This window comes from Paracidovorax anthurii (genome assembly GCF_003269065.1).
Lineage (GTDB): Bacteria > Pseudomonadota > Gammaproteobacteria > Burkholderiales > Burkholderiaceae_C > Paracidovorax > Paracidovorax anthurii.
The window spans coordinates 122,616-146,072 of record NZ_QLTA01000003.1; the positions used below are offsets into that span (position 1 = coordinate 122,616).

Annotated in this window: 21 protein-coding genes; 12 read left to right on the forward strand and 9 right to left on the reverse strand. The window is 68.9% G+C overall.

Annotated features, from left to right (window positions below):
• Positions 1-24 precede the first annotated feature (24 nt).
• The 4 genes from AX018_RS02685 to AX018_RS02700 all read left to right on the forward strand — a co-directional run bounded on the left by AX018_RS02685 (position 25) and on the right by AX018_RS02700 (position 3,032).
• The gene (locus AX018_RS02685; RefSeq protein WP_111875775.1) at positions 25-594 is read left to right on the forward strand and encodes a hypothetical protein; all 570 of its coding nucleotides are present in this window, start codon (positions 25-27) and stop codon (positions 592-594) included.
• A gap of 299 nt (positions 595-893) precedes the next feature.
• Complete coding sequence (locus AX018_RS02690) at positions 894-2,039, forward strand: 3-deoxy-7-phosphoheptulonate synthase (RefSeq protein ID WP_111875776.1); 1,146 nt, start codon at positions 894-896, stop codon at positions 2,037-2,039.
• 171 nt (positions 2,040-2,210) lie between these two features.
• A complete protein-coding gene (locus AX018_RS02695; protein WP_111875777.1) occupies positions 2,211-2,537 on the forward strand; it encodes a hypothetical protein in 327 nt (108 codons plus the stop codon).
• Between the two features lie 186 nt (positions 2,538-2,723).
• A complete protein-coding gene (locus AX018_RS02700; RefSeq protein ID WP_111875778.1) occupies positions 2,724-3,032 on the forward strand; it encodes a hypothetical protein in 309 nt (102 codons plus the stop codon).
• Between the two features lie 107 nt (positions 3,033-3,139).
• On the opposite strand, the gene mpl is transcribed toward AX018_RS02700, so the two are convergent.
• Complete coding sequence (gene mpl / locus AX018_RS02705; RefSeq protein WP_111875779.1) at positions 3,140-4,552, reverse strand: UDP-N-acetylmuramate:L-alanyl-gamma-D-glutamyl-meso-diaminopimelate ligase; 1,413 nt, start codon at positions 4,550-4,552, stop codon at positions 3,140-3,142.
• Positions 4,553-4,741: 189 nt separating this feature from the next.
• Between mpl and AX018_RS02710 the strand changes: the two genes are divergently transcribed.
• The 7 genes from AX018_RS02710 to AX018_RS02740 all read left to right on the forward strand — a co-directional run bounded on the left by AX018_RS02710 (position 4,742) and on the right by AX018_RS02740 (position 11,439).
• Positions 4,742-5,341 (forward strand): hypothetical protein, encoded by a 600-nt coding sequence (locus AX018_RS02710; RefSeq protein ID WP_111875780.1) that lies wholly within the window; start codon positions 4,742-4,744, stop codon positions 5,339-5,341.
• Positions 5,338-5,919 (forward strand): TlpA family protein disulfide reductase, encoded by a 582-nt coding sequence (locus tag AX018_RS02715; RefSeq protein WP_111875781.1) that lies wholly within the window; start codon positions 5,338-5,340, stop codon positions 5,917-5,919. The genes AX018_RS02710 and AX018_RS02715 overlap by 4 nt, the downstream gene beginning before the upstream one ends.
• Before the next feature lie 108 nt (positions 5,920-6,027).
• Positions 6,028-6,477 (forward strand): acetyl-CoA carboxylase biotin carboxyl carrier protein, encoded by a 450-nt coding sequence (gene accB, locus AX018_RS02720; protein ID WP_111875782.1) that lies wholly within the window; start codon positions 6,028-6,030, stop codon positions 6,475-6,477.
• A 50-nt stretch (positions 6,478-6,527) separates the two neighbouring features.
• A complete protein-coding gene (gene accC, locus AX018_RS02725; protein ID WP_111875783.1) occupies positions 6,528-7,877 on the forward strand; it encodes an acetyl-CoA carboxylase biotin carboxylase subunit in 1,350 nt (449 codons plus the stop codon).
• A gap of 73 nt (positions 7,878-7,950) precedes the next feature.
• Positions 7,951-8,832 (forward strand): 50S ribosomal protein L11 methyltransferase, encoded by an 882-nt coding sequence (prmA, locus tag AX018_RS02730; RefSeq protein WP_111875784.1) that lies wholly within the window; start codon positions 7,951-7,953, stop codon positions 8,830-8,832.
• A gap of 58 nt (positions 8,833-8,890) precedes the next feature.
• Entirely contained in the window at positions 8,891-10,495 is a 1,605-nt protein-coding gene (locus AX018_RS02735; protein ID WP_111875785.1) for a DUF3426 domain-containing protein, read from the forward strand.
• Between the two features lie 47 nt (positions 10,496-10,542).
• Positions 10,543-11,439: a carbohydrate kinase family protein gene (locus AX018_RS02740; protein WP_111875786.1), complete on the forward strand. Its 897-nt coding sequence runs from the start codon at positions 10,543-10,545 to the stop codon at positions 11,437-11,439.
• Positions 11,440-11,517: 78 nt separating this feature from the next.
• Here AX018_RS02740 and AX018_RS02745 read toward each other — a convergent pair whose 3' ends face one another.
• The 8 genes from AX018_RS02745 to AX018_RS02780 all read right to left on the reverse strand — a co-directional run bounded on the left by AX018_RS02745 (position 11,518) and on the right by AX018_RS02780 (position 21,823).
• Complete coding sequence (locus AX018_RS02745; protein ID WP_434803072.1) at positions 11,518-12,081, reverse strand: histone; 564 nt, start codon at positions 12,079-12,081, stop codon at positions 11,518-11,520.
• Positions 12,082-12,268: 187 nt separating this feature from the next.
• Positions 12,269-13,465, reverse strand: coding sequence for a ribonucleotide-diphosphate reductase subunit beta (locus AX018_RS02750; RefSeq protein WP_111875787.1), 1,197 nt, complete (start codon positions 13,463-13,465; stop codon positions 12,269-12,271).
• A 135-nt stretch (positions 13,466-13,600) separates the two neighbouring features.
• Positions 13,601-16,555, reverse strand: a complete 2,955-nt coding sequence (locus AX018_RS02755; protein ID WP_111875788.1) for a ribonucleoside-diphosphate reductase subunit alpha — start codon at positions 16,553-16,555, stop codon at positions 13,601-13,603.
• Positions 16,556-16,929: 374 nt separating this feature from the next.
• Positions 16,930-17,565, reverse strand: coding sequence for a 1,6-anhydro-N-acetylmuramyl-L-alanine amidase AmpD (ampD, locus tag AX018_RS02760; RefSeq protein ID WP_111875789.1), 636 nt, complete (start codon positions 17,563-17,565; stop codon positions 16,930-16,932).
• The gene (locus AX018_RS02765; RefSeq protein ID WP_111875790.1) at positions 17,546-19,045 is read right to left on the reverse strand and encodes a sigma-54-dependent transcriptional regulator; all 1,500 of its coding nucleotides are present in this window, start codon (positions 19,043-19,045) and stop codon (positions 17,546-17,548) included. Before AX018_RS02765 ends, ampD begins: the two co-directional genes overlap by 20 nt.
• Positions 19,046-19,071: 26 nt before the next feature.
• Complete coding sequence (locus AX018_RS02770) at positions 19,072-20,775, reverse strand: two-component system sensor histidine kinase NtrB (protein WP_111875791.1); 1,704 nt, start codon at positions 20,773-20,775, stop codon at positions 19,072-19,074.
• A 23-nt stretch (positions 20,776-20,798) separates the two neighbouring features.
• Positions 20,799-21,029 carry a PP0621 family protein gene (locus AX018_RS02775; RefSeq protein WP_111875792.1) on the reverse strand — a complete coding sequence of 77 codons (231 nt, stop codon included), beginning with the start codon at positions 21,027-21,029 and terminating at the stop codon, positions 20,799-20,801.
• Positions 21,026-21,823 carry a cytochrome C assembly family protein gene (locus AX018_RS02780; RefSeq protein WP_111875793.1) on the reverse strand — a complete coding sequence of 266 codons (798 nt, stop codon included), beginning with the start codon at positions 21,821-21,823 and terminating at the stop codon, positions 21,026-21,028. Before AX018_RS02780 ends, AX018_RS02775 begins: the two co-directional genes overlap by 4 nt.
• A gap of 80 nt (positions 21,824-21,903) precedes the next feature.
• Between AX018_RS02780 and ffh the strand changes: the two genes are divergently transcribed.
• Entirely contained in the window at positions 21,904-23,280 is a 1,377-nt protein-coding gene (gene ffh / locus AX018_RS02785) for a signal recognition particle protein (protein WP_111875794.1), read from the forward strand.
• Positions 23,281-23,457: the final 177 nt, after the last annotated feature.

The window sequence follows — 23,457 nt, forward strand, 5'->3', positions numbered from 1 at the left end:
TGATCCGGCGGGGCGCACGACACCATGCCTCCCGCCCCCACGCAACTGCCCACCAGCCTGCAGACGTTCGGCGACATCAGCCGGCTGCTGCGCGAGGGTGTCGCGGACGAGGATTCGCGGGAGTTCCGCGATGCCGTTACGGCGCTGTCGGGGCTGGTCGAGCAGGCGGTGCAGATCCGCAGGGCGCCCGGGGCCGACCCGCAGGCCGTGCTGGGTTGTGCCGACCAATTGCTGCGCGCCGCGCGCGAGCACCAGCGGTTCCTGACCGGCCTGGGATCGGCATGGCACGCCCTCTACGAATTCTCCGCCTACGAAGGGGCCATGCGCCAGCTCGTGCGGGCGGTCGCGGCGTGGCAGCAGGCGCTGCAGCGCCGCAGCCGCAACGAGGCGCCGTGCTTCGGTGCCTTCGAGCGGCAGGCCTGGCGGGTCTTGGGAGAAGCCGTGCTCCTGATCGACATGTACGGGCAGGGCGGCCAGGGCCCGAGCGAATTGCAGAGCCTGCTCGCCGGCACGCTGGCGGGCCACCCGCCGCCGCGGCGCTGGTGGGGGCGGCTGGGCGACTGGCTGGCCTTGCGCGGGCGGGCCCGCCGGTAGTCCGTCCACGGCACGCGGGGCCGGTGTGGGCGGATGCCGCGCCGCGTCTGTCGCCCTCGCGCAACGCGATGAAATGTCGCGGCACGGAAAAGAGTGCTACATTGCCACGCATGCAGATTCGCAGCGCGTTTTATTTTTGGTCCTTTTGGTTCTCTGTCCCTGGCGGATGAGAGGTTAGCGCGCAACCACCCCTGAAAGCACCTACCCCCCACAACCGCCGACGCTGAAAAGCCCGGCGGTTTTTGTTTTTTCCGGTCCCCGATTTTTTTCCTACCGATCTACCTCACGAGGAAGCAGCCATGACGGCCCAAGCCCACCCCGCCAGTCCCGCCAGCGATGCCTGGTACCGCCACGTCGAGAAAACCAGCCAGACCGACGACGAACGTATCAAGGACATCACCGTGTTGCCTCCTCCCGAACATCTCATCCGCTTCTTCCCGATCCGGGGCACGGCGGTGGAAACGCTGATCTCCCGCACGCGGCAGCGCATCCAGGACATCATGGCCCGCCGCGACGACCGCCTGCTCGTGGTGATCGGCCCCTGCTCCATCCACGATCCGGCCGCCGCCCTGGAATACGCCCGCCGCCTGCAGCCCGTGCGCGCCCAGTACGCAGACACGCTGGAGATCGTGATGCGCGTCTATTTCGAGAAGCCCCGCACCACCGTGGGCTGGAAGGGCCTCATCAACGACCCCTACCTCGACGAGAGCTACCGCATCGACGAGGGCCTGCGCATCGCGCGCCAGCTGCTCATCGACATCAACCGCCTGGGCGTGCCGGCCGGCAGCGAGTTCCTCGACGTGATCTCGCCGCAGTACATCGGCGACCTCATCAGCTGGGGCGCGATCGGCGCACGCACCACCGAGAGCCAGGTGCACCGCGAGCTGGCTTCCGGTCTCTCGGCGCCCATCGGCTTCAAGAACGGCACGGACGGCAACATCCGCATCGCCACCGACGCGATTCAGTCCGCGAGCCGGGGCCACCACTTCCTCTCGGTGCACAAGAACGGCCAGGTGGCGATCGTCAACACCCAGGGCAACCGCGACTGCCACGTGATCCTGCGCGGCGGCAAGACCCCCAATTACGACGCGGCCAGCGTGGCCGCCGCCTGCAAGGATCTGGAGGCGGCGAAGCTGCCGCCCTCGCTCATGGTGGACTGCAGCCATGCCAACAGCAACAAACAGCACGAGCGCCAGCGCGACGTGGCGCGCGACATCGCGGGCCAGATCGCGGGCGGATCGCACAGCATCTTCGGCGTGATGATCGAGAGCCATCTGGTGGCCGGCGCGCAGAAGTTCACGCCGGGCAAGGACGACGCCTGCGCGCTCGAATACGGCAAGAGCATCACGGACGCGTGCCTGGGCTGGGACGACTCGCTGGGCACCCTGGCCGAGTTGTCCGAAGCCGTGGCGGCCCGCCGCAACGCGATGCCCCTGGCCGCCTGAGCAAGCGGCCACGATCCAACGCCCTCGTGGTCACGGCATTTCTGCCGCCTTTTGTTGCAAGAATGCGGGGCGCCGTGATCCGGCCGGGTGCGGTGGCGGCATCGACCTGGCCCGGGGTCACGGTCCGCCTTCCGTTCCTGCCAACCCCCATGCCCTGCAAGGAGAAACACCATGTCTGCGAATGAAGAAGCCCCGAACGCCGCCCCCGCATCCAGTCCGAACACCGGGGCCGTTCCGGCCCGGGATGCGCTGGCCCATCGGCTGGACGAGTTGAAGGCCCTGCTGGAGGCCTCGGCCCTGGCCCGGGGCATCACCGATGTGGAGGACTGGTTCAAGGCACTCCGCGTGCTGGTTGAACTGAAGGTCCATGCGGATGCCAATGGCCAACTGGTCGTTCCCCTGGGTGTTCCCATCTTCGTTCCGGGCCGTGTCGCCAAGGAGAACATCCTGGTCACCTTCGGCCAGGATGGCGTGCGCATCAAGGTGGCGGCTCGGTAACGAGGAGGCAGGCATCGGACCGATCCCTGCTGGATCGTGGGCGTGCCCTGGGGCGGGGCCGAGGGTTTACCGCGAGCTTCTGGAGCGAGGTGCCGTGTAAGCTTTTCGGCAGATAGATGTGCGCCGGGCCCGGCACGAGCCAAGTGGCGGGCCCCTCGTTCCCTCCGCCCGCCGAAAGACCCTCCCATGCGCAGCGAAGTCACCGTCCTTCTCGCACCCGGCCAGGAATTCCGATTCGATCTCGAAGGCGAGGTGCCCATGGCCCATGAGATCGCGCGCCGCTGGCTCGACGAGGAATTCGTGCGCCTGGAATGCGAGCCGCTGCGGGCCAGCGGCAAGGTGCTCACCGCCGACAAGGTGCTGACCGTGGCGCAGGCCGCCGGGCCGGCGCTGCTGGCGCAGGGCTGGGGCCGCCAGTTTGCGGCGGCGGCCACCGCGGCGCTCGCGCGGCCCATGGTGCGCGTGGACGTGCCCGCGATGGCGATCAGCTATTGACCGGCCTCGCCTCGCGCCAGTGCGGCCTGCGGGGCCGGCCTGGAGGCCTTCTGGAGAGGGTTTTCAGCCAAACCCCCTCCATGTCGCCGTAAATGCTACGTAGTTTGCTATATATTTGATAGCGAATCGAGCAGTTTGGCGTGGATGCCGCCGAAGCTGCCGTTGCTCATGCACACCACGTGGTCCCCCGGGCGGGCCGCCTGAACGATCTGCGCCACGAGCGCGTCGATGCCTGCCGCGGTCCGGGCCCGTTCGCCCAGCGGCGCCAGCACGGCGGCCGCGTCCCAGTCCAGCCCCGCCGTGTGGCAGAACGCCAGGTCGGCGGATTCGAGCGCCCAGGGCAGTTGCGACTTCATCGTGCCCAGCTTCATCGTGTTGCTGCGCGGCTCGAAAGCCGCCAGGATGCGCGCTTCGGGCCCGAGCCGGCGGCGCAGGCCGTCGAGGGTGGTGCGCAGCGCGGTGGGGTGGTGGGCGAAGTCGTCGTACACCGCGATGCCGTTCACGGTGCCGCGCAGCTCCATGCGCCGCTTGACGTTCTGGAACCGGGCCAGCGCCGCGGCGGCATCGGCCGGAGACACGCCCACATGTTCGGCCGCGGCGATGGCCGCCAGCGCGTTGAGCTGGTTGTGCACGCCGGTGAGTGCCCACTCCACGCGCGCCACCACGCGGTCGCCCCGCAGCACGTCGAACGCCTGCGGCTCGCCCCGGGCGGAGAAATCGCTCACGGCGGCGCCGAAGCTGGCCACGCCGCTCCAGCAGCCCTGTTGCAGCACGCGGGCGAGGCTTTCCTCCAGCCCGTTGACCACCACGCGGCCCGAGGGGGGCACGGTGCGCACGAGGTGGTGGAACTGCCGCTCGATGGCGGCGAGGTCGTCGAAGATGTCGGCGTGGTCGAATTCCAGGTTGTTCAGCACCGCCGTGCGCGGGCGGTAGTGCACGAACTTGCTGCGCTTGTCGAAGAAGGCCGTGTCGTATTCGTCGGCCTCGATGACGAAGAGGGGCGCCCCGCCGGCCGGGCCGTCGTGGGCCACGGGCCGTTGGGCGGCGCCCAGCCGCGCCGAGACGCCGAAGTCCAGCGGCACGCCGCCCACGAGAAAGCCCGGCTGCAGCCCGGCGCATTCCAGGACCCAGGCGAGCATCGAGGTGGTGGTGGTCTTGCCGTGCGTGCCGGCCACGGCGAGCACGTGGCGCCCCTGCAGCACGTGCTCGGCCAGCCACTGGGGGCCGCTGGTGTAGGGGACGCCGGCATCCAGGATCGCCTCCATCAGCGGAAACTTGGGGCTGCCGTCGGCCAGGCGCGCGCGGCTCACGACATTGCCGACGACGAACACGTCCGGGGCCAGGTCGAGCTGCTCGGCCCCGTAGCCTTCGATGAGTTCGATGCCCAGCGCGCGCAACTGGTCGCTCATCGGCGGGTACACCCCGGCATCGCAGCCCGTGACCCGGTGGCCGGCCTCCCGCGCCAGCGCGGCCAGCCCGCCCATGAACGTGCCGCAGATGCCCAGAATGTGTATATGCATGGGCGCCGATTCTACGTTTCGGGGCTGCGGGGGGCGCTGGCGCAGCCGCCGCGCCGGCGCAGGGTGCTATGTTTCCAGGAGCGCATCGCGCTGCCGGGCCAAGACCCTGCGCCGCGCGGGCGCATTGACCCGGCCCGGACGGGGCCGCCCGGGCCACAATGCGGGCAATCCCCCAGCCGAGACGCCGCCATGTCCAACGCCCTCGCCACCGAGATCGCCAATGCCGCCGCCCGCCTCGTCGTCGAGGAGGGGATGGAGTGGGGGCCGGCCAAGCGCCGCGCCGTCCGCCAGTTGGGCCTGCCGGCGCGCACGCCGCTGCCCGACAACGACCTGGTGGAGGATGCCGTGCGCGAGTACATCGGCCTCTTCCGCGCCGACACCCAGCCCGGCGAACTCCGCGCGCTGCGGCATTTGGCCATGCTCTGGATGGACCGCATGGCGGAGTTTCGCCCCCATCTGGGCGGGGCCGTCTGGTATGGCACGGCCACGCGCCTGTCGGATATTTACCTGCAGCTCTTTTGCGATGACTGCAAATCCGCGGAGATCGCGCTCATCGACCACCATGTGGAGTACGAGCCCCGCACGGTGACCGGCTTCCACGGTGAATCGGTGGAAGCGCTCAGCCTGTCCAGCCACTCGCCCGCGCTGGGGGAGATGATCGGCGTGCACCTGCTTGTCTATGATCTGGACGATCTGCGCGGCGCCCTGCGGCCCGATGCGCGCGGCCGCGTTCCCCGCGGCGATGTGCGGGCCGTGCGCAAACTCCTGGAGGAAGAGGAAGCACCATGACCACGCCATCCCCGGTACCGACCCCTGGTACGCCGCCGCAGCCGCGGCAGCCCTCGCGCCGCCGCGCCCTCTATGCCGGCGCGGCGCTCGCTGCCGGGGCGGCCGGCGCCGGGGTGGCCTGGTGGCGCCTGCGGCCGCATGCCGTGGAGCCGGGGGCGGAGGCGGCGCTCTGGTCGCAGCGCTTCGATGCGCCCCAGCCGGGTTCGCCGGCGCTGGAGATGCAGTCGCTGCGGGGCCGCAAGATGCTGGTGAACTTCTGGGCCACGTGGTGCCCGCCGTGCGTGGAAGAGTTGCCCATGCTCAACGCTTTCTATCGTTCGAATAAAGAAAAAGGGTGGCAGGTGGTGGGCCTGGCCATCGACCAGCCATCGTCCGTGCGGCAGTTCCTGGCCCGGGTGCCACTGGACTTTCCCATCGGACTGGCGGGGCTTCAGGGGACCGAGCTGGGCCGGAATCTGGGAAATCTCACCGGAGGGCTGCCGTTTACCGTGCTGTTGGGCGCAGATGGCGGCATCCGGCACCGTAAAATGGGCCAGGTCACGGCCGAGGACCTTCGCCAATGGGCTTCCCTGGCCTGAAACCTCGGCTGCCCATCTGGAGATGATGGAATTTGATGCCGGATAGGGGTTGAAGGCATAAATTGGGGTAAATTCGCGCCCTATTTCGTTTTAGGCGTTGGAGTCCCCATGGATTTGCGAAAACTCAAGACCTTGATTGACCTCGTTTCCGAGTCGAACGTGTCGGAACTCGAGATTACCGAGGCGGAAGGTAAGGTCCGCATCGTCAAGAGCGGCGGCGCCGTCGTCCAGCAGTTCGTGGCGGCTCCTGTCGCAGCCCCTGCCGCCGCACCCGCGGCGGCTCCGGCCCCGGTGGCGGAACTGCCCGCCCCGGCCGCTCCAGCGGGTCACATCGTCAAGTCGCCCATGGTGGGCACCTTCTACCGCGCCTCCAGCCCGGGCGCCAAGGCGTTCGTCGAGATCGGCAGCCAGGTGAAGGAAGGCGACACCATCTGCATCATCGAAGCGATGAAGATCCTCAACGAGATCGAGGCCGACAAGTCCGGCACGGTCACGCGCATCCTCGGCGAGAACGGCCAGGCCGTCGAGTATGGGCAGCCGCTGTTCGTCATCGAGTAAGCCTTCGCGCTGCGCCCAACCGCAGATGTCTGCAGCGAACCGGGATATTCATGTTTAAAAAGATTCTTGTCGCCAACCGTGGGGAGATCGCCCTGCGCATCCAGCGCGCCTGCCACGAGCTGGGGGTGAAGGCCGTGATGGTCTATTCCGAGGCCGACCGCGACGCCAAGTACGTCAAGCTGGCGGAAGAGGCCGTGTGCATCGGCCCCGCGCCGTCGCCGCTGTCCTACCTCAACATGCCGGCCATCATCTCGGCCGCCGAGGTGACCGACGCCGAGGCGATCCATCCTGGCTATGGCTTCCTCTCCGAGAACGCCGACTTCGCCGAGCGCGTGGAGAAGAGCGGGTTCCAGTTCATCGGGCCCACGCCCGATTCGATCCGCACGATGGGCGACAAGGTGTCGGCCAAGCAGTCCATGATCCGCGCGGGCGTGCCGTGCGTGCCGGGCTCCGACGGCGAGCTGCCGGACGATCCCGTGCAGATCCGCCGCATCGCCAAGACCGTCGGCTACCCGGTCATCATCAAGGCCGCGGGCGGCGGCGGTGGCCGGGGCATGCGCGTGGTGCACACCGAGGCCGCGCTCGTGAACGCCGTGCAGATGACCAAGGCCGAGGCCCAGGCGGCCTTCGGCAACCCGGCCGTCTACATGGAGAAGTTCCTCCAGAACCCGCGCCACATCGAGATCCAGGTGCTGGCCGACAAGTACAAGAACGCCGTCTATCTGGGCGAGCGCGACTGCTCCATGCAGCGCCGCCACCAGAAGGTGATCGAGGAGGCGCCGGCCCCCGGCATCCCGCGCAAGCTCATCGAGAAGATCGGCGAGCGCTGCGTGGCGGCCTGCAAGAAGATCGGCTACCGCGGCGCGGGCACGTTCGAGTTCCTCTACGAGAACGGCGAGTTCTACTTCATCGAGATGAACACGCGCGTGCAGGTCGAGCACCCGGTCACCGAGTGGATCACGGGCGTGGACATCGTGAAGACGCAGATCATGGTCGCCGCTGGCGAGAAGCTGCCCTTCACCCAGCGCCAGGTCGAGATCCGGGGCCACGCCATCGAATGCCGCGTGAACGCGGAAGACCCGTACAAGTTCATCCCGTCGCCGGGCCGCATCACCATGTGGCATGCGCCGGGCGGCCCGGGCGTGCGCGTCGATTCGCATGCCTACACCAACTACTACGTGCCGCCGAACTACGACTCCATGATCGGCAAGATTATCGTGCACGGCGACACGCGCGAGCAGGCCCTGGCCCGCATGCGCACGGCCCTGTCCGAAACCGTGGTGGAAGGCATCAACACCAACATCCCGCTGCACCGCGAGCTGATGGTGGATGCCAAGTTCGTCGCCGGCGGCACGAACATCCACTATCTGGAAGAGTGGCTGGGCGCCCACAAGCGCTGAGCGCCGTCGGCCATGCATGCTGGCATCCGGCAACGGGTGCCAGCATTGTCGTTTTTGCAGGAGATTGCCTTCCATGTTTGAGCTGAGCCTGATGTGTCCCGAAGCGCGGGTCGAAGCCCTGAGCGAAGCCCTTGAGGCGCTGGATGCCCTGAGCGTGTCCGTCGAGGACGCCGACGCCCAGACCGATGCCGAACAGGCCCTCTTCGGCGAGCCCGGAATGCCCCCGCCCAAGGATGGCTGGCAGCGCAGCCGCATGGTGGCGCTCTTTCCTACGCAGGCGGCGGCCGATGAGGCCCGGGCGCTGCTGGAAGTCCAGGACTTCTTCGAAGGATGCCGCGTTCTGGGCATCGCCGAGGTGCAGGACCAGGACTGGGTGCGGCTCACGCAGTCGCAGTTCGCGCCCGTGGACATCACGCCCGATTTCTGGATCGTGCCGACCTGGCACGAATTGCCGCCGCAGGCCCGGCGCAGCATCCGCCTGGATCCGGGCCTGGCCTTCGGCACGGGCACGCACCCCACGACGCGCATGTGCCTGCGCTGGATCGCGCGGCACGGCGGCGATTTCGGCCGCGTGCTGGACTACGGCTGCGGGTCGGGCATCCTCGCGATCGGTGCCGCCAAGTTCGGCGCCACCGACATCGACGCGGTGGACATCGACAACGCCGCGGTGGAATCCACGCGGCTCAACGCCGAGGCCAATGGCGTCGCGCTGAAGGCGGGCCTGCCCGACATGGCGCAGGGCGCGTACCGGACCGTCCTGGCGAACATCCTGGCCACGCCGCTCAAGGTGCTGGCACCGCTGCTCTGCGCCCACGTGGCGGAGGGCGGCCACCTCGTGCTGGCGGGCATCCTGGAGCGCCAGGCCGAAGAGCTGCAGGCGGCCTATGCTCCCTGGCTGCCCCTGCAGGTCGCCGACCGCGAGGATGGCTGGATCCTGATGACGGCGGCCCGCTGACGCCCAGGCTTGCGGGGCTCCGCGCGGGCCTCGGGGCGCCCCCTACAATGCCGAGCCGATGAGCCAGATCACACGCTGCCCTGCCTGCGGCACGACCTTCAAGGTCGTCGCGGACCAGTTGCGCATCTCCGAAGGGTGGGTGCGCTGCGGGCAGTGCAAGGAAGTGTTCGATGCCGCCGCCCACCTGGTGCCTTCGGCGGCCCGGGGGGGCGAGTTGTTGTCCGATCTGGCGCTGCCCGACAAGCCCAAGGCCGCACCCCGGCCCGCGCCGGCGCCGCAGCGCGCCTGGGGTGGTGGTGTGCACCATCCGTCTCCGCCGCAGCCACCAGCCGCTCCGGCGGTGGTGCCGGTGGCCTCCCATGCGCCGCAGGCGGCGCAAGACACCGTGCGGCCCGCACCGGCGGCGCCTGCTGAATTGCCCCTGGCATTCGGCAGTCCTCCGGCGAGCCCACTGCCGCCCGCGCCGGCCGTGCCACCCTTCCTCGTGGCTGCGGTGCCGGCCAGCCGCCGGCAGGAGGCCCCTGGCGGCGCGGCTCCTGCCCCGGATTGGGGTCTGGAGCCTTTGTCTCCGCTGGCATGGCGTTCCCGCTCCCCGACCTCCGGACCAGCCCCGACCGCTGCCGGTCAGGGGGAGGCTCCAATGCCTTCCTCGCCGCAGGCAGGTCCTGCACCCGTGGCGCCTGCCGTTGCTCCCAGCGAGCCTGTGGATCGCGACTCGCTCGGAGGCTATGAGCTGCCGTTTGCCGAACTCCGCGATTCCGGCTGGCCGGAAGACGATGGCGAGGATGGAATGCGCGAGGATGCGGTGCCGTTGCCGGGTCGCCCCGCCTTGACCGAATCCACCGCGCCGGACGATGGCGCAGGCGTGGAGCGGGAAAATGCCGTGGCGCAGTCCGTGGTCATGGGCGTGTCGCATGAGGCGATCGACACGGACACCGACCCGGTCGATGTGGCGACCCAGGCCATGGTCCTTCCCGATCCATCGCCCGAAGCGCGGAAGGCGCAGGATGCCGGCGTGGCCGGTGCCTCGCCGGAAGCCGCGCCCTCCGTGTGGCGATCCGCGCGGGCGGATTCGCCCCGTCCCCCGGGTGTCGCGCCCGCCAGAGGCCACCGGGACCTGGATGACGACGAGGACGACGAGAACAAAGATGAGCCGGGTTTCGTGCGCGCTGCCCGGCGCAAGGCGTGGTGGCGCCGGCCCGCGGTGCGCGCCGCGCTCGGTGTCTCGGGCGTGCTGCTGCTGGGCGTGCTGCTGTTGCAGGTCGGGTTGCAGGAGCGGGACCGCATCGCGGCGCAATACCCTCCGCTCCGGCCGGCGCTGCAGGCCCTGTGCACGCCGCTGCGGTGCCACCTCTCTGCGCCGCGCCGCATCGGCGATGTGGTGATCGACAGCTCGTCGTTCAACAAGGCGCGGGGAGAGGGCTACCAGCTCGCGCTCACCATCAAGAGCCGGGCGGATTTCCCGGTGGCCATGCCCGCGCTGGAGCTGACCCTGACGGATGCGCAGGAGCAGCCCGTGCTGCGCCGCGTGCTGCTGCCCCAGGATCTGTCGGCTCCCACGGAACTGGCTGCGGGTGGGGAGTGGGGAGGCTCCTGGCCCGTCAGCGTGGCATCCGTCGGAGGGCGTGTGGCTGGCTATCGGCTGCTGGCGTTCTATCCCTGATTTCGCGGTTTCTTCTTGTCTTCTTTCAATCGATCGGATCTCTTCATATGGCAGCCCTGATTTGCGGTTCCCTGGCCTTCGACACCATCATGACGTTCGAGGGGCGCTTCGCCGAGCAGATCCTGCCGGATCAGTTGCACATCCTGAACGTGTCGTTCCTGGTGCCCACCCTGCGGCGGGATTTCGGCGGATGCGCCGGCAATATCGCCTACAGCCTCAAGCTGCTGGGGGGCGATCCCGTGCCCATGGCCATGCTCGGCAGCGATGGCGCGGACTACCTCCAGCGCCTGCGGGGGCTCGGCATCGACACCCGCCACGTGGGGCAGGTGGACGACACCTATACCGCCCAGGCCCTGATCATGACCGACCGCGACAACAACCAGATCACGGCCTTCCATCCGGGCGCCATGATGCAGGCCCACCGGACCCGCATCGCCGCGGAGCCGGATCTGCGCCTGGGCATCATCGCGCCGGACGGGCGTGACGCCATGGTGGAACACGCAGCGCAGTTCGAGGCGGCAGGCATTCCGTTTGTCTTCGATCCGGGGCAGGGGCTGCCCATGTTCAATGGCGATGAACTCGCGCGCTTCATCGGGCAGGCCACCTGGGTGACCGTGAACGACTACGAAGGCCGCATGCTGTGCGAGCGCACGGGCTGGAGCCTGGCGGACATTTCCCGCAAGGTGCAAGGCCTCGTGGTCACCCTGGGTGCGCAGGGCTGCGAAGTCTGGGAGGACGGTGCGAGCACGCTCGTGCCGCCCGTGGAGCCCGCGCAGGTGGTGGACCCGACGGGGTGCGGCGATGCATGGCGCGGCGCGCTGCTCTTCGGCCTCGAACGCGGCTGGTCCCTGGCGCGGTGCGCCGCGCTGGGCAATCGCATGGGCTCGCTCAAGATCGCGCAGCGCGGGCCGCAGAACTACGTGCTGGATTTCGAGCCGGCCTGACCATGTCTCTGGCCGCGTGGCCATAAAAAAACCCGGTGCAGGCACCGGGTTGATTCGAGACTTCGGGTAAGGCCGATCTCAGGGCTTGCCACCCGTCGGGAACGGCCATGCCGCCTGCGGGTTCAGCGTGGTTTGCGCTGCAGGCGCAGGTGCAGGGGCAGAGGCCTTGGCGGCAGCCTTCTTGGCGGCGGCCTTCTTCGGTGCAGCGGCTTTCTTCGCGGGCGCTGCGGCGGCCTTCTTCGCTACTGCGGCCTTCTTGGCCGGTGCGGCGGCCTTCTTCGCTGCTGCAGCCTTCTTGGCGGGCGCGGCGGCTTTCTTGGCCGGTGCAGCGGCCTTCTTCGCTACGGCAGCCTTCTTGGCGGGCGCGGCGGCCTTCTTTGCCGGTGCGGCCTTCTTCGCGGGTGCAGCGGCCTTCTTGGCTACGGCAGCCTTCTTGGCGGGTGCGGCGGCTTTCTTGGCCGGTGCCGCAGCCTTCTTGGCTACCGTGGCCTTCTTGGCGGGTGCGGCGGCCTTCTTGGCCGGTGCAGCCTTCTTCGCCGGTGCGGCGGCCTTCTTGGCTACCGTAGCCTTCTTCGCGGGAGCCGCTTTCTTCGCGGCGGGTGCTGCCTTCTTGGCGGCGGCTTTCTTCGCAGTTGCCATCATTTTCTCCTTGGGTCGATTTGCAAAGAGCACTCCATGCCTGCATTGGACAGGGAGTGATCCATGGCGATGAGGGCTCCTGCGGAGCTCGCACCGCCATGAACGCGGGAACGCCCCGCACGGCAGGGCTCTCGCGAGCTGCCGGTGCGGGGCGTGGAATGAAAATACATGGCCTTGGATACTGGGAAGACTAGTCCCAGGACAGTGCGCCGCCGGACTGGTACTCGATGACGCGCGTCTCGAAGAAGTTGCGTTCCTTCTTGAGGTCGATCATCTCGCTCATCCAGGGGAAGGGATTTTCTTCGTTGGGGAAGAGCGCTTCCAGTCCGATCTGCGTGGCCCGCCGGTTGGCGATGTAGCGCAGGTAGCCCTTGAACATGGAGGCGTTCATGCCCAGCACGCCGCGGGGCATGGTGTCCTCGGCGTATTGGTACTCCAGCTCCACCGCCTTCATGAAGAGGCCCTTGATCTCTTCCTTGAACTCGGCGGTCCAGAGGTGCGGGTTCTCGAGCTTGAGCTGGTTGATCAGGTCGATGCCGAAGTTGCAGTGCATCGACTCGTCGCGCAGGATGTACTGGTACTGCTCGGCGGCACCCGTCATCTTGTTCTGGCGGCCGAGCGCGAGGATCTGCGTGAAGCCGACGTAGAAGAACAGGCCTTCCATGAGGCATGCGAAGACGATCAGCGACTTCAGCAGGGTCTGGTCGGTCTCGGGCGTGCCGGTCTTGAAGTCGGGGTCCATGATCGCCTCGATGAAGGGGATCAGGAACTCGTCCTTGTTGCGGATCGAATCGACTTCGTTGTAGGCGTTGAAGATCTCGCTTTCGTCGAGGCCGAGCGATTCGACGATGTACTGGTAGGCGTGCGTGTGGATCGCTTCCTCGAAGGCCTGGCGCAGCAGGAACTGGCGGCATTCGGGCGCGGTGATGTGGCGGTACGTGCCCAGCACGATGTTGTTGGCGGCCAGCGAATCGGCGGTGACGAAGAAGCCGAGATTGCGCTTGACGATGCGGCGCTCGTCCTCGGTCAGGCCGTTGGGGTCCTTCCAGAGCGCGATGTCGCGCGTCATGTTGACCTCTTGCGGCATCCAGTGGTTGGCGCAGGTGGCGAGGTACTTTTCCCAGGCCCACTTGTACTTGAAGGGGACGAGCTGGTTGACGTCGGTCTGGCCGTTGATGATGCGCTTGTCGGCGGCATTCACGCGGCGGTGCTGGACCGGCGTGGAGGGGGTGTCGTGCGCGGAGAAGGAAGGCGCAGCGGCAGCGACGGGCTGCAGTGCGGGGCTCTGGAGGGGCGTGGGGGACAGCACGTCCTGACGGTGGCTTTGCAGACCGCCGTCCAGAGTTTTCTGCGATGAGGGCTTGACTTCTTCGTCCCAGTTCAGCATAGGTCTTCCAATGGTCGGATTATGAAAGCAGCGCTGCAAAAATAAAAGCGCTGGAGCGTTGTGCAGCCATGTTTTTGTTGCTTCACAGCACATGCGCGAAGGTCTCGCGGCGAGACCTTCGCGCGGGAAGCGGCTTTATTGGCAGGCTTCGCAGGTGGGGTCGTCGATGGCGCAGAACTTCACGTCGGTCGCCGGCAGCGCGGCGGCCTGCGCCTGGGCCGCGGCGGCGGCCGCATCGAGTGCGCTGGCGGGCCGCGCCGCGCCGGTGCCTGCCGACTGCAGTCCGCCCTCGCTGCCCGACGAGACGGCGTTGAGCTGGCGCGTGTTGACGGTGCTCATCTCGACGTGCGTGGCGCTCTGCGTGCGCAGGTAGTACGTGGTCTTGAGGCCGCGCACCCAGGCGAGCTTGTAGGTCTCGTCGAGCTTCTTGCCCGAGGCGCCGGCCATGTAGATGTTCAGGCTCTGGGCCTGGTCGATCCACTTCTGGCGGCGCGACGCGGCTTCCACGAGCCACGTGGGCGCGACCTCGAAGGCCGTGGAGTAGAGCGCCTTGACGTCCTGCGGCACGCGGTCGATGGGGTGCAGCGAACCCTTGAAGTGCTTGAGGTCCATGACCATCACGTCGTCCCACAGGCCCAGGCGCTTGAGGTCGCGCACGAGGTAGGCGTTGATGACGGTGAACTCGCCCGACAGGTTCGACTTGACCGACAGGTTGCCGAACGAGGGCTCGATGGACGCATCGACGCCGACGATGTTGGAGATCGTGGCGGTGGGCGCGATGGCCACGCAGTTGGAGTTGCGCATGCCGTCCTGCGCGATCTTGCTGCGCAGCGCATTCCAGTCGAGCGTGGCGGTGCGGTCCACCTCCACGTAGCCGCCGCGGGCCTTCTCCAGCAGCTCCAGCGTGTCGATGGGCAGGATGCCGCGGTCCCACAGCGAGCCGGGGTAGCTGGAGTACTTGCCGCGCTCCTGCGCCAGTTCGGTCGAGGCCCAGTAGGCGTAGTAGCAGATGGCTTCCATGGAGCGGTCGGCGAACTCCACGGCGGCCTGCGACGCGTAGGGGATGCGCAGCTCGTACAGGCTGTCCTGGAAGGCCATGAGGCCCAGGCCCACGGGGCGGTGGCGCAGGTTGGAGTTGCGCGCCTTCTCCACCGCGTAGTAGTTGATGTCGATGACGTTGTCGAGCATGCGCATGGCCGTGGAGATGGTCTTGCGCAGCTTGTCGTGATCGAGTTCCTTGCCGTTCGGGCCGTCCTTGAGGTGGCGTACGAGGTTCACCGAGCCCAGGTTGCAGACCGCGGTTTCGGCATCGCTGGTGTTGAGCGTGATCTCGGTGCAGAGGTTGGACGAGTGCACCACGCCGGCGTGCTGCTGGGGCGAGCGCACGTTGCAGGCGTCCTTGAACGTGATCCAGGGATGGCCGGTCTCGAACAGCATCGTGAGGATCTTGCGCCACAGGTCGGTGGCCTGGATCGTGCGCGAGGGCTTGATCTCGCCGCGCGCGGCCCTCTCTTCATAGGCCACGTAGGCCTTCTCGAAATCGGCGCCGAAGAGGTCGTGCAGGTCGGGTGCGCTGGAGGGCGAGAACAGGGTCCACGTGCCCTTTTCCATGACGCGGCGCATGAACAGGTCGGGGATCCAGTTGGCGGTGTTCATGTCGTGCGTGCGGCGGCGGTCGTCGCCGGTGTTCTTGCGCAGCTCCAGGAACTCCTCGATGTCGAGGTGCCAGGTTTCCAGGTAGGTGCAGACGGCGCCCTTGCGCTTGCCGCCCTGGTTCACGGCCACGGCCGTGTCGTTGACCACTTTCAGGAAGGGCACCACGCCCTGCGATTCGCCGTTCGTGCCCTTGATGTGCGAGCCCAGGGCGCGCACGCGGGTCCAGTCGTTGCCCAGGCCGCCCGCGAACTTGGAGAGCAGGGCGTTCTCCTTGATGGATTCGTAGATGCCGTCCAGGTCGTCGGGCACGGTGGTCAGGTAGCAGGAGGAGAGCTGCGAGCGCAGGGTGCCGCTGTTGAAGAGCGTGGGCGTGGACGACATGAAGTCGAACGACGAGAGCACCTCGTAGAACTCGATGGCGCGGGCCTCGCGGTTGGGCTCGTTCAGCGCCAGGCCCATGGCCACGCGCATGAAGAAGGCCTGGGGCAGCTCGATGCGCGTCTTGCGCACGTGCAGGAAGTAGCGGTCGTAGAGCGTCTGCAGGCCCAGGTAGTCGAACTGCTGGTCGCGCTCTGCCTTGAGGGCGGTACCGAGGCGGGCCAGGTCGTACTGCAGCAGGCGCGGGTCGAGCAGCTCGTTGTCCACGCCCTTCTGGATGAACTGCGGGAAGTAGGCCGCATAGGCGGGGCCCATCTCGGCGGGCACCACGTCCTGGCCCAGCACCTCGCGCACGATCGTGTGCAGCAGCAGGCGGGCGGTAGCGTAGGTGTAGTCGGGGTCCTTCTCGATGAGCGTGCGCGCGGCCAGGATGGAGGCCTTGTAGACCTCGTCCATCGGAACGCCGTCATAGAGATTGCGCAGCGTCTCGGCCACGATGGGGGCGGTGTGCACGTCGGCGCCCAGGTTGGCGCAGGCAGAGTCGATCAGGCCGAGCAGCCGTGCCTCGTCGAGGGGCACGCGCTGGCCGTTGTCCGTGACGTGCAGGACCGGCGCGGCGGGCGTGGCCTGGCGCTCGTGCTGCTGGTGCGCGCGCTCCTGGGTGCGCCGCTCGCGGTAGAGCACGTAGGCCCGCGCCACTTCATGGTGGCCGCCGCGCATGAGGCTCAGTTCCGCGTTGTCCTGGACGTCCTCGATGTGGAAGGTGCCGCCGCCCGGGCGCGAGCGCATGAGCGCGCGCACGACGCTTTGCGTGAGCGTGTCCACCGTCTCGCGCACGCTGGCCGATGCCGCGCCCTGCGTGCCGTGCACGGCCAGGAAGGCCTTCATCATGGCCACGGCGATCTTCTGCGGCTCGAACGGCACCACCGCGCCGTTGCGGCGGATGATCTGGTAGTGCGAAAGCGTGTTGCCGCCGGTGCCTTGGGAGGGGCCATGGGGCGAGTGCGTCTGATCGGGTGCGGTCGTAGCGGATGAAGGGCTCAGCGCAGCTTGCATAAGGGTCCTCTTGGAGCAGGGAAAAAGAAGGCCTGACGGCACCGTGGAAGGCGCCGCCAGAGCGGTCGGATGTGGGTTGGGTGGTGTGGCTCTGCACACTATATCTAGCGTGCGGAGTGACGACAAGACACTACCGGTAGTGTACTCGTGCCAAAACGTATCCGCCGGGAATTTCAATGTTCCGGGCTGCGGCACGCGCGGCGGCCATCCCCTTGGAACCCGCGCCATCCGGGGCTTCGGGCACCGCGTTCGAGGCGTGGCGCGCGTTGCCGGTCCGATGGGCGGCGGAGCCTGCATGGGGGCTGGATCGTCGCAAGGGGAGCGAGTGTCGCGATTTGCCGGACTTCGCGCCAGTCCTCCGGGAAAACCCTTGCTCAGCAGTCGGGAGGGCTTGACTTGCCGGGGAACGCGGCCTGCGGCCATCCCAGGGCCTGTTCCAGGCCCGGCCAGTCGAACCCCGGGCCGGGATCGCGCTTGCGCGCGGGCGCGATGTGCTCGTGTCCCGCGACGTGGGCGATGGGGTAGCGGTGGGCGATGTCCCGGCACAGCGCGGCCAGGGCCTGGTACTGGGCCGTCTCGAAGGTCCGTCCCTCCAGGCCCTCCAGTTCGATGCCGATGGAGTCGTCGTTGCAGTTGTCTCGGCCCCGGTAGTGCGAGGGGCCGGCATGCCAGGCCCGGTCCTCGCAGCTCACGAACTGCCAGAGCCGGCCCGTGCGCTCGATGAAGAAGTGGGCCGATACCTGCAGGCCCCGGATGCCGCCGAAGTAGGGGTGGGCGTCCCAGTCCAGCGTGTTGGTGAAGAGCCGCTGCACCTGCCCGCCGCCGTACTCGCCCGGGGGCAGGCTGATGGAGTGCACCACGATGAGGTCGATGGCGGTGCCCGCGGGGCGGGGGCCGAAGTTGGGCGAGGGCTCGCGTACCGCGGGCCCGTACCACCCGCCGTCCCAGGGCGCGCCGGGGACGCGCGCGGGCGATTCGGCCGCCCGCCGGTCAGGCGGCGCTGTCGTCATGGCTGTCGTCGTCCTGCGGCGTCGCGATGGTCAGGCGGTCGATGCGGTAGCGTATCTGCCGCAGGCTGATGCCCAGGCGCGCGGCGGTGGCGGTGCGGTTGAAGCCATGCTCGCGCAGCGCCCGCACGAGGATCTCGCGCTCCTGCTGGTCGAGCCAGCCTTGCAGATCGCTGGGCAGGGGAACCGTGGCGGCGGGCATGGCGCCGCTGCCGTCCGGCCCCGTGGCGGGCGGCGGTGGCGTGGAGCCATTGCGCGGCAGGGCGGCGGCAGGGGCAGGGGCGGGCGGGTTGCTGGAGGGGCTCTCGACGTGCAGGTCCTCCCCGTCGCTCAGGGCCACGGCGCGGTGCAGCAGGTTTTCCAGTTCGCGCACGTTGCCGGTGAGCGGGTGTTCCGCGATGCTCGCCAGGGCGCTGGGCGTCAGGCGGGGCATGGGGATGCCCGCGTCCGCCGCGATGCGTTCGAGCAGTGCCGCGCACAGGGCCGGGAGGTCCTCGCGGCGCTCGCGCAGCGGCGGGATCTCGATCTCGATCACGTTGAGCCGGTAGTAGAGGTCCTGGCGGAAGCGCCCGGCCTGCACGTCGGCGGCCAGGTCGCGGTGCGTGGCGCTCACGATCCGCACGTCCACGGTGTCTTCCTGGGTGGAGCCCAGCGGCCGCACGCTGCGCTCCTGGATGGCGCGCAGCAGCTTGGCCTGCATGGACAGGGGCAGGTCGCCGATCTCGTCGAGGAACAGCGTGCCGCCGCGCGCGGCCTGGAAATACCCGTCGCGGTCCTGGCTCGCGCCGGTGTAGGAGCCTTTGCGCGCGCCGAAGAATTCCGCCTCCAGCAGGTTTTCCGGAATGGCGCCGCAGTTGACGGCCACCAGCGGGCCCTCCGCGCGCTGGCTGCAGGCGTGCAGCGCGCGCGCCACCAGTTCCTTGCCGGTGCCGGATTCTCCCCGGATGAGCACGGGCGCCATGCTGCGGGCGACCTTGGCGATGCGCTGCTTGACGCCGCCCATGGCCGCCGAGTCGCCCACCAGCTGCTCCAGGCCCGAGGCCGGGCAGGCGTTCGCCGCGTTCGGGGAGGCCTGGCCGCCCCGCGATGCGCGCGGCGCAGGCACGCCGCCGGTGCCTTGCACGGCGGACGCCACGACGGAGCGGAACTGCTTGAGATCGACCGGCTTGGTGAGGTAGTCGAAGGCGCCGGAGCGCAGGGCCTCGACGGCGTTCTCGGCCGACCCGTAGGCGGTCATGACGACGCAGCGTTCGCGCCGCTTCTGGTTTCGGATGTCCTGCAGCAGTTCCATGCCGAAGCCGTCCGGCAGGCGCATGTCCGTGATGACGGCGTCGAAGCGCTGGGCCTTGAGCTGCTGACGGGCCTCCGCCACGGTGGCGGCCGTCTCGACGCGGTAGCCCTCGCGCAGCAGCGTCAGTTCGTAGAGCGTGCGCAGGTCGGGTTCGTCGTCAACGACCAGGATGGTGGCGGCAGGTGCGTTCATGGCGTGGCGGGTTCTTTCACACCTTCTCAGAGGGCGATGGTGTCGAACAGCGAGGCGGGCCCGTGGCGGCCGGCGCGCCGGAATGACACGGTGAATGCGTTGCCGCCCACCGCGCCCCGGGGCAGGACGCGCGCGAGCCGCTCGTAGGCGATGGACGCGCCGTGGCGCTGGCAGAGTTCGCGGCAGATGTACAGGCCCAGGCCGCTGGAGCGGCTCTCCGAGGAGAAGAAGGGCTCGAACAGGTGGCGCTCGACCGTCTTGTCCAGCGGGGCGCCGTCGCTCCAGACCTGCAGATGGATCTGGCCGGCGGCATCCGTGGAGGTCGTGACGCACAGGGAGTCCGGCTCCGGGCCCATGTAGCGCAGGGCGTTGTCCAGCAGGTTCACGAGCACCCGCCGCAGGTGTTCCGGGTCGAACTCCACCTGCGCCGCCCCGGCCTGGAGCGAGAGCTGCGCCCGGCGCTGCTGGGGCGCCTGCGACTGCCAGTCCTTCCAGGCCTGGGCGACCGTCTCGTCGAGGGGCAGCGGGGCTGCAGGGGCATGGTCGATCTGGTGCTGCACGCGGGCGATGTCGAGCACTTCCTCGGCGATGCGGGCGAGCCGGTCGGCGTTCTGCTGCACCATGCGGGCCAGCCGCTTCTGCGCGGGCTCGGTGAGGTCTTCTTCCAGCAGGGCGTTGGCCTGCACGATAGCGGCCAGGGGATTGCGGATCTCGTGGGCCACGGCCGCCGACATGCGGCCCATCGCGGCCAGCTTCTCGGTGCGCAGACGCGCCTCCATCTCGCGCAGATCGTGCAGGAACATCACGCAGAGCTGCGCTTCCCCGGTGTCGTGCGCGATCCGGGACGAGGAGGCGAGCCATGCTCGCACGTGCAGGGCCAGGGGGCTCTGGCCCGGGTGCAGGATGTCGATGTCGGCGCTCTGGGACTGCGCGTCGCGGAAGGTCTGGCGCGCCATGTCCAGCAAGGGCCTCCACGAGGCCGATCGGGCCAGGGAGAAACTTTGCGCGGGGCTGTGCGAGCCGCCCAGGATCTGCAGCGCCGCGGGATTGGCGAGGCGGACCGTGTCGTGCGGGTCCAGCACGAGCACGCCGTCGGAGAGGTGGTCGATCACCAGCGCGCTTACCTGCTCCTGGATCTTCGCGGCGACATGGCTCTCCTGCGCGAGTTGCTGTTCGCGGTGCAGCCGCGTGGCCAGCTGGTGCACGAGGTAGGCGACGATGAAGTAGCCCGAGCCCGTCAGGGCCGACTGGAAGTAGCGCTGCGTCGATTCGGTCGTTCCGTTGCCGCCCAGCCACCACGCCCAGGCCAGCAGCAGCAGGGTGGCCGCCGCCGTGGTGCCCAGGGCGAGCGTGAGGGTGCCCAGAACGCCCGCCATGAGGATGGGCAGCCCGAACAGCGGGGTGAAATTCATCGCGCCCACCTGCAGCAGCTGCAGGCCGCTGATCAGCGCCAGGTCCACGCCGATGGTGGGCAGCCAGCGGATGCTGGCCTGGGGCGGGGGGGGCGCCTCTCCGGGGTGTGCCAGCACCAGCACGGTGGCCACGAGGTAGGCGATGCACACGGCCGCCAGCAAGGGCTCCGAGGCCTTGCTGAAGGCGAAGCCCAGGGCCTGCAGCAGCAGCAGCGCCACGGCCACCAGCACCCGGCCCACGAGGAAGCTGGTCCACAGCCGGGCGAAGGGCGGGTCCGGCGCGTGCGCCGGCGCGGCGGGGGAGGACAGGGAGGGCACGGGGGGCGATCTGCCGGGCGGGCTCAGCGCGGCCCCAGGCGCTGGTGTTCGGGGCCGCAGTAGTGCAGGCCCGCGTGCGCGACGGCGCCCTGCCGGGGCAGGTGCACGCCGCAGTGCGCGCAGGGCACCATGTCCTGCGGGGGCGCGATGCCGCGCCGCCGGGCGTGGCCTTCCTGCTGCATGCGCGCGCCGCGCTGGCCGCGCCATGCCCAGAAGGCGATGGCCAGCACGAGGAACAGCACCAGGTACTTCATGCGGTGCGCCCCAGCACGACTTCGAGCACGAAGCGCGAGCCCACGTAGGCCAGCAGGAGCAGCGCGGCCCCCGCGTACAGCACCCGCACCGCGATGCGGCCCCGCCAGCCGAAGCGCGAGCGCCCGATCAGCAGCACCGCGAAGGCGATCCACGACAGCACGGAGAACACGGCCTTGTGGTCCCAGTTCCAGGCCCGGCCGTAGAGGGTTTCGCCGAAGAGCAGGCCCGCCGCGAGCGTGGCCGTGAGCAGCACGAAGCCGGCCACCACGAAGCGGAAGGTGAGCCGCTCCAGCGTGAGCAGGGGCACGCCGCTGTGGGGGTCGGCGGCCTGCCGGATCTGGCGCTCCGCGCGGGTCATGAGCCAGGCGTGGACCACGGCGGCGGCGAAGAGCCCGTACGATGCGATGCCCAGCGCGAGGTGCAGCGGCAGCCAGGCCGAGGCATTGACGTGCAGCGGCTGGCCCGGGAACACCTGCGCCAGCAGCACGGCCACGGCGCCCAGCGCGGCGAGCACCCAGCGCGCGCGCAGCTGCGGGAAGAGCTGGTGCTCGACGGCATAGACGGTGAGCACCAGCCACGCCGTCATCGAGAGCGCGGGCGCGAAGCCGAAGCGGGGCGTGCTCCCGAGCAGGCTCCAGGCCAGCACCGCGCCGTGCAGCACCCAGGCGACCCAGAGCGCGGCGCGGCCGCGCTCGGCGCCGATGCGCGAGGCCGCCAGGGCCGGCACCGCATAGGCCAGCGCCGCGCCCAGGGACAGCAGCCAGTTCGCGGGGGAGACGCTGGGTAAAATCATGGGTCCACAGTTTAGCCCGCCGCCGTGCGGGCGGCACCGGCCCGGATGCAACGTCCGGCCCATCCAACCGGAACACGTCCATGGCCTCCGCCCTCACCGAAAAACTCTCGCGGCTCGTCAAGGAGATGCGCGGCCAGGCCCGCATCACCGAATCCAACGTGCAGGACATGCTGCGCGAGGTCCGCATGGCCCTGCTGGAGGCCGACGTGGCCCTGCCGGTGGTGCGCGACTTCATCGCGCGCGTGAAGGACAAGGCGCTGGGCCAGGAGGTGCTGGGCTCGCTCAAGCCGGGGCAGACGCTGGTCTCGATCGTGAACCGCGAACTGGCCGCCACCATGGGCGAGGGCGTGTCGGACATCAACCTCGCCGCGCAGCCGCCGGCCGTGATCCTCATGGCGGGCCTGCAGGGCGCGGGCAAGACGACCACCACGGCCAAGCTCGCCAAGCACCTGATCGAGAAGCGCAAGAAGAAGGTGCTCACCGTCTCGGGCGACGTGTACCGGCCCGCCGCCATCGAGCAGCTCAAGACCGTGACGAAGCAGGCCGGCGCCGAATGGTTCCCCAGCACGCCCGACCAGAAACCGCTGGACATCGCGCGCGCCGCGATCGACCATGCGCGGCGCCATTATTTCGACGTGCTGCTCGTCGATACCGCCGGCCGCCTCGCGATCGACGAGGCGCTCATGAACGAGATCAAGGAGCTGCACGCGGCCCTGAACCCGGTCGAGACGCTGTTCGTGGTCGATGCCATGCAGGGCCAGGACGCGATCAACACCGCCAGGGCCTTCAAGGAGGCGCTGCCGCTCACCGGCATCGTGCTCACCAAGCTCGACGGCGATTCGCGCGGCGGCGCGGCGCTGTCGGTGCGGCAGGTGACGGGCGCGCCGATCAAGTTCGCCGGCGTGTCCGAGAAGATCGACGGCCTGGAGGTGTTCGACGCCGAGCGCCACGCGGGCCGCATCCTGGGCATGGGCGACATCGTGGCCCTGGTCGAGCAGGTGAGCGCCGGCGTGGACCTGGAGGCGGCGCAGAAGCTGGCCGCCAAGGTCAAGAGCGGCGACGGATTCGACCTGAACGACTTCCTCGGCCAGCTCCAGCAGATGAAGCAGATGGGCGGCATCTCCAGCCTCATGGACAAGCTGCCCTCCGAGCTGATGGCCAAGGCCGGCCAGGTGGACATGGACAAGGCCGAGCGCGACATCCGCCGCAAGGAAGGCATCATCCAGAGCATGACGGCCCAGGAGCGCCGCAAGCCCGAGATCATCAAGGCCACCCGCAAGAAGCGCATCGCCGCCGGTGCCGGCGTTCAGGTGCAGGAGGTGAACCGCCTGCTCAACGAGTTCGGCCAGATGCAGGGCATGATGAAGAAGATGAAGGGCGGCGGCCTGATGAAGCTCATGAAGCGCATGGGCGGCATGAAGGGCTTCGGCGGCGGGATGCCCAAGCTGCCGTTCTGACGCCAGCCCCCACCTCTGCCGCCTCGCGCCGTGGCGGGTGCTACTGAATAGATAGCAAACTATTCAGCAAACGCGGCGACATGGCGGCGAAAACACCCGTATTTCGCCCTCCCGGGAGTGCTGCGCGCCTCCCCCTCCAGGCATCGTCTGATACCTGAAGCCTTGCATGTCGCCGAT

Excerpts from the sequence above, each read along its gene's own strand:
- AX018_RS02685 (WP_111875775.1), top strand. The coding sequence starts at position 25 with ATGCCTCCCGCCCCCACGCAACTGCCCACCAGCCTGCAGACGTTCGGC.
- AX018_RS02690 (WP_111875776.1), top strand. The coding sequence starts at position 894 with ATGACGGCCCAAGCCCACCCCGCCAGTCCCGCCAGCGATGCCTGGTAC.
- AX018_RS02695 (WP_111875777.1), top strand. The coding sequence starts at position 2,211 with ATGTCTGCGAATGAAGAAGCCCCGAACGCCGCCCCCGCATCCAGTCCG.
- AX018_RS02700 (WP_111875778.1), top strand. The coding sequence starts at position 2,724 with ATGCGCAGCGAAGTCACCGTCCTTCTCGCACCCGGCCAGGAATTCCGA.
- mpl (WP_111875779.1), bottom strand. The coding sequence starts at position 4,552 with ATGCATATACACATTCTGGGCATCTGCGGCACGTTCATGGGCGGGCTG.
- AX018_RS02710 (WP_111875780.1), top strand. The coding sequence starts at position 4,742 with ATGTCCAACGCCCTCGCCACCGAGATCGCCAATGCCGCCGCCCGCCTC.
- AX018_RS02715 (WP_111875781.1), top strand. The coding sequence starts at position 5,338 with ATGACCACGCCATCCCCGGTACCGACCCCTGGTACGCCGCCGCAGCCG.
- accB (WP_111875782.1), top strand. The coding sequence starts at position 6,028 with ATGGATTTGCGAAAACTCAAGACCTTGATTGACCTCGTTTCCGAGTCG.
- accC (WP_111875783.1), top strand. The coding sequence starts at position 6,528 with ATGTTTAAAAAGATTCTTGTCGCCAACCGTGGGGAGATCGCCCTGCGC.
- prmA (WP_111875784.1), top strand. The coding sequence starts at position 7,951 with ATGTTTGAGCTGAGCCTGATGTGTCCCGAAGCGCGGGTCGAAGCCCTG.
- AX018_RS02735 (WP_111875785.1), top strand. The coding sequence starts at position 8,891 with ATGAGCCAGATCACACGCTGCCCTGCCTGCGGCACGACCTTCAAGGTC.
- AX018_RS02740 (WP_111875786.1), top strand. The coding sequence starts at position 10,543 with ATGGCAGCCCTGATTTGCGGTTCCCTGGCCTTCGACACCATCATGACG.
- AX018_RS02745 (WP_434803072.1), bottom strand. The coding sequence starts at position 12,081 with ATGATGGCAACTGCGAAGAAAGCCGCCGCCAAGAAGGCAGCACCCGCC.
- AX018_RS02750 (WP_111875787.1), bottom strand. The coding sequence starts at position 13,465 with ATGCTGAACTGGGACGAAGAAGTCAAGCCCTCATCGCAGAAAACTCTG.
- AX018_RS02755 (WP_111875788.1), bottom strand. The coding sequence starts at position 16,555 with ATGCAAGCTGCGCTGAGCCCTTCATCCGCTACGACCGCACCCGATCAG.
- ampD (WP_111875789.1), bottom strand. The coding sequence starts at position 17,565 with ATGACGACAGCGCCGCCTGACCGGCGGGCGGCCGAATCGCCCGCGCGC.
- AX018_RS02765 (WP_111875790.1), bottom strand. The coding sequence starts at position 19,045 with ATGAACGCACCTGCCGCCACCATCCTGGTCGTTGACGACGAACCCGAC.
- AX018_RS02775 (WP_111875792.1), bottom strand. The coding sequence starts at position 21,029 with ATGAAGTACCTGGTGCTGTTCCTCGTGCTGGCCATCGCCTTCTGGGCA.
- AX018_RS02780 (WP_111875793.1), bottom strand. The coding sequence starts at position 21,823 with ATGATTTTACCCAGCGTCTCCCCCGCGAACTGGCTGCTGTCCCTGGGC.
- ffh (WP_111875794.1), top strand. The coding sequence starts at position 21,904 with ATGGCCTCCGCCCTCACCGAAAAACTCTCGCGGCTCGTCAAGGAGATG.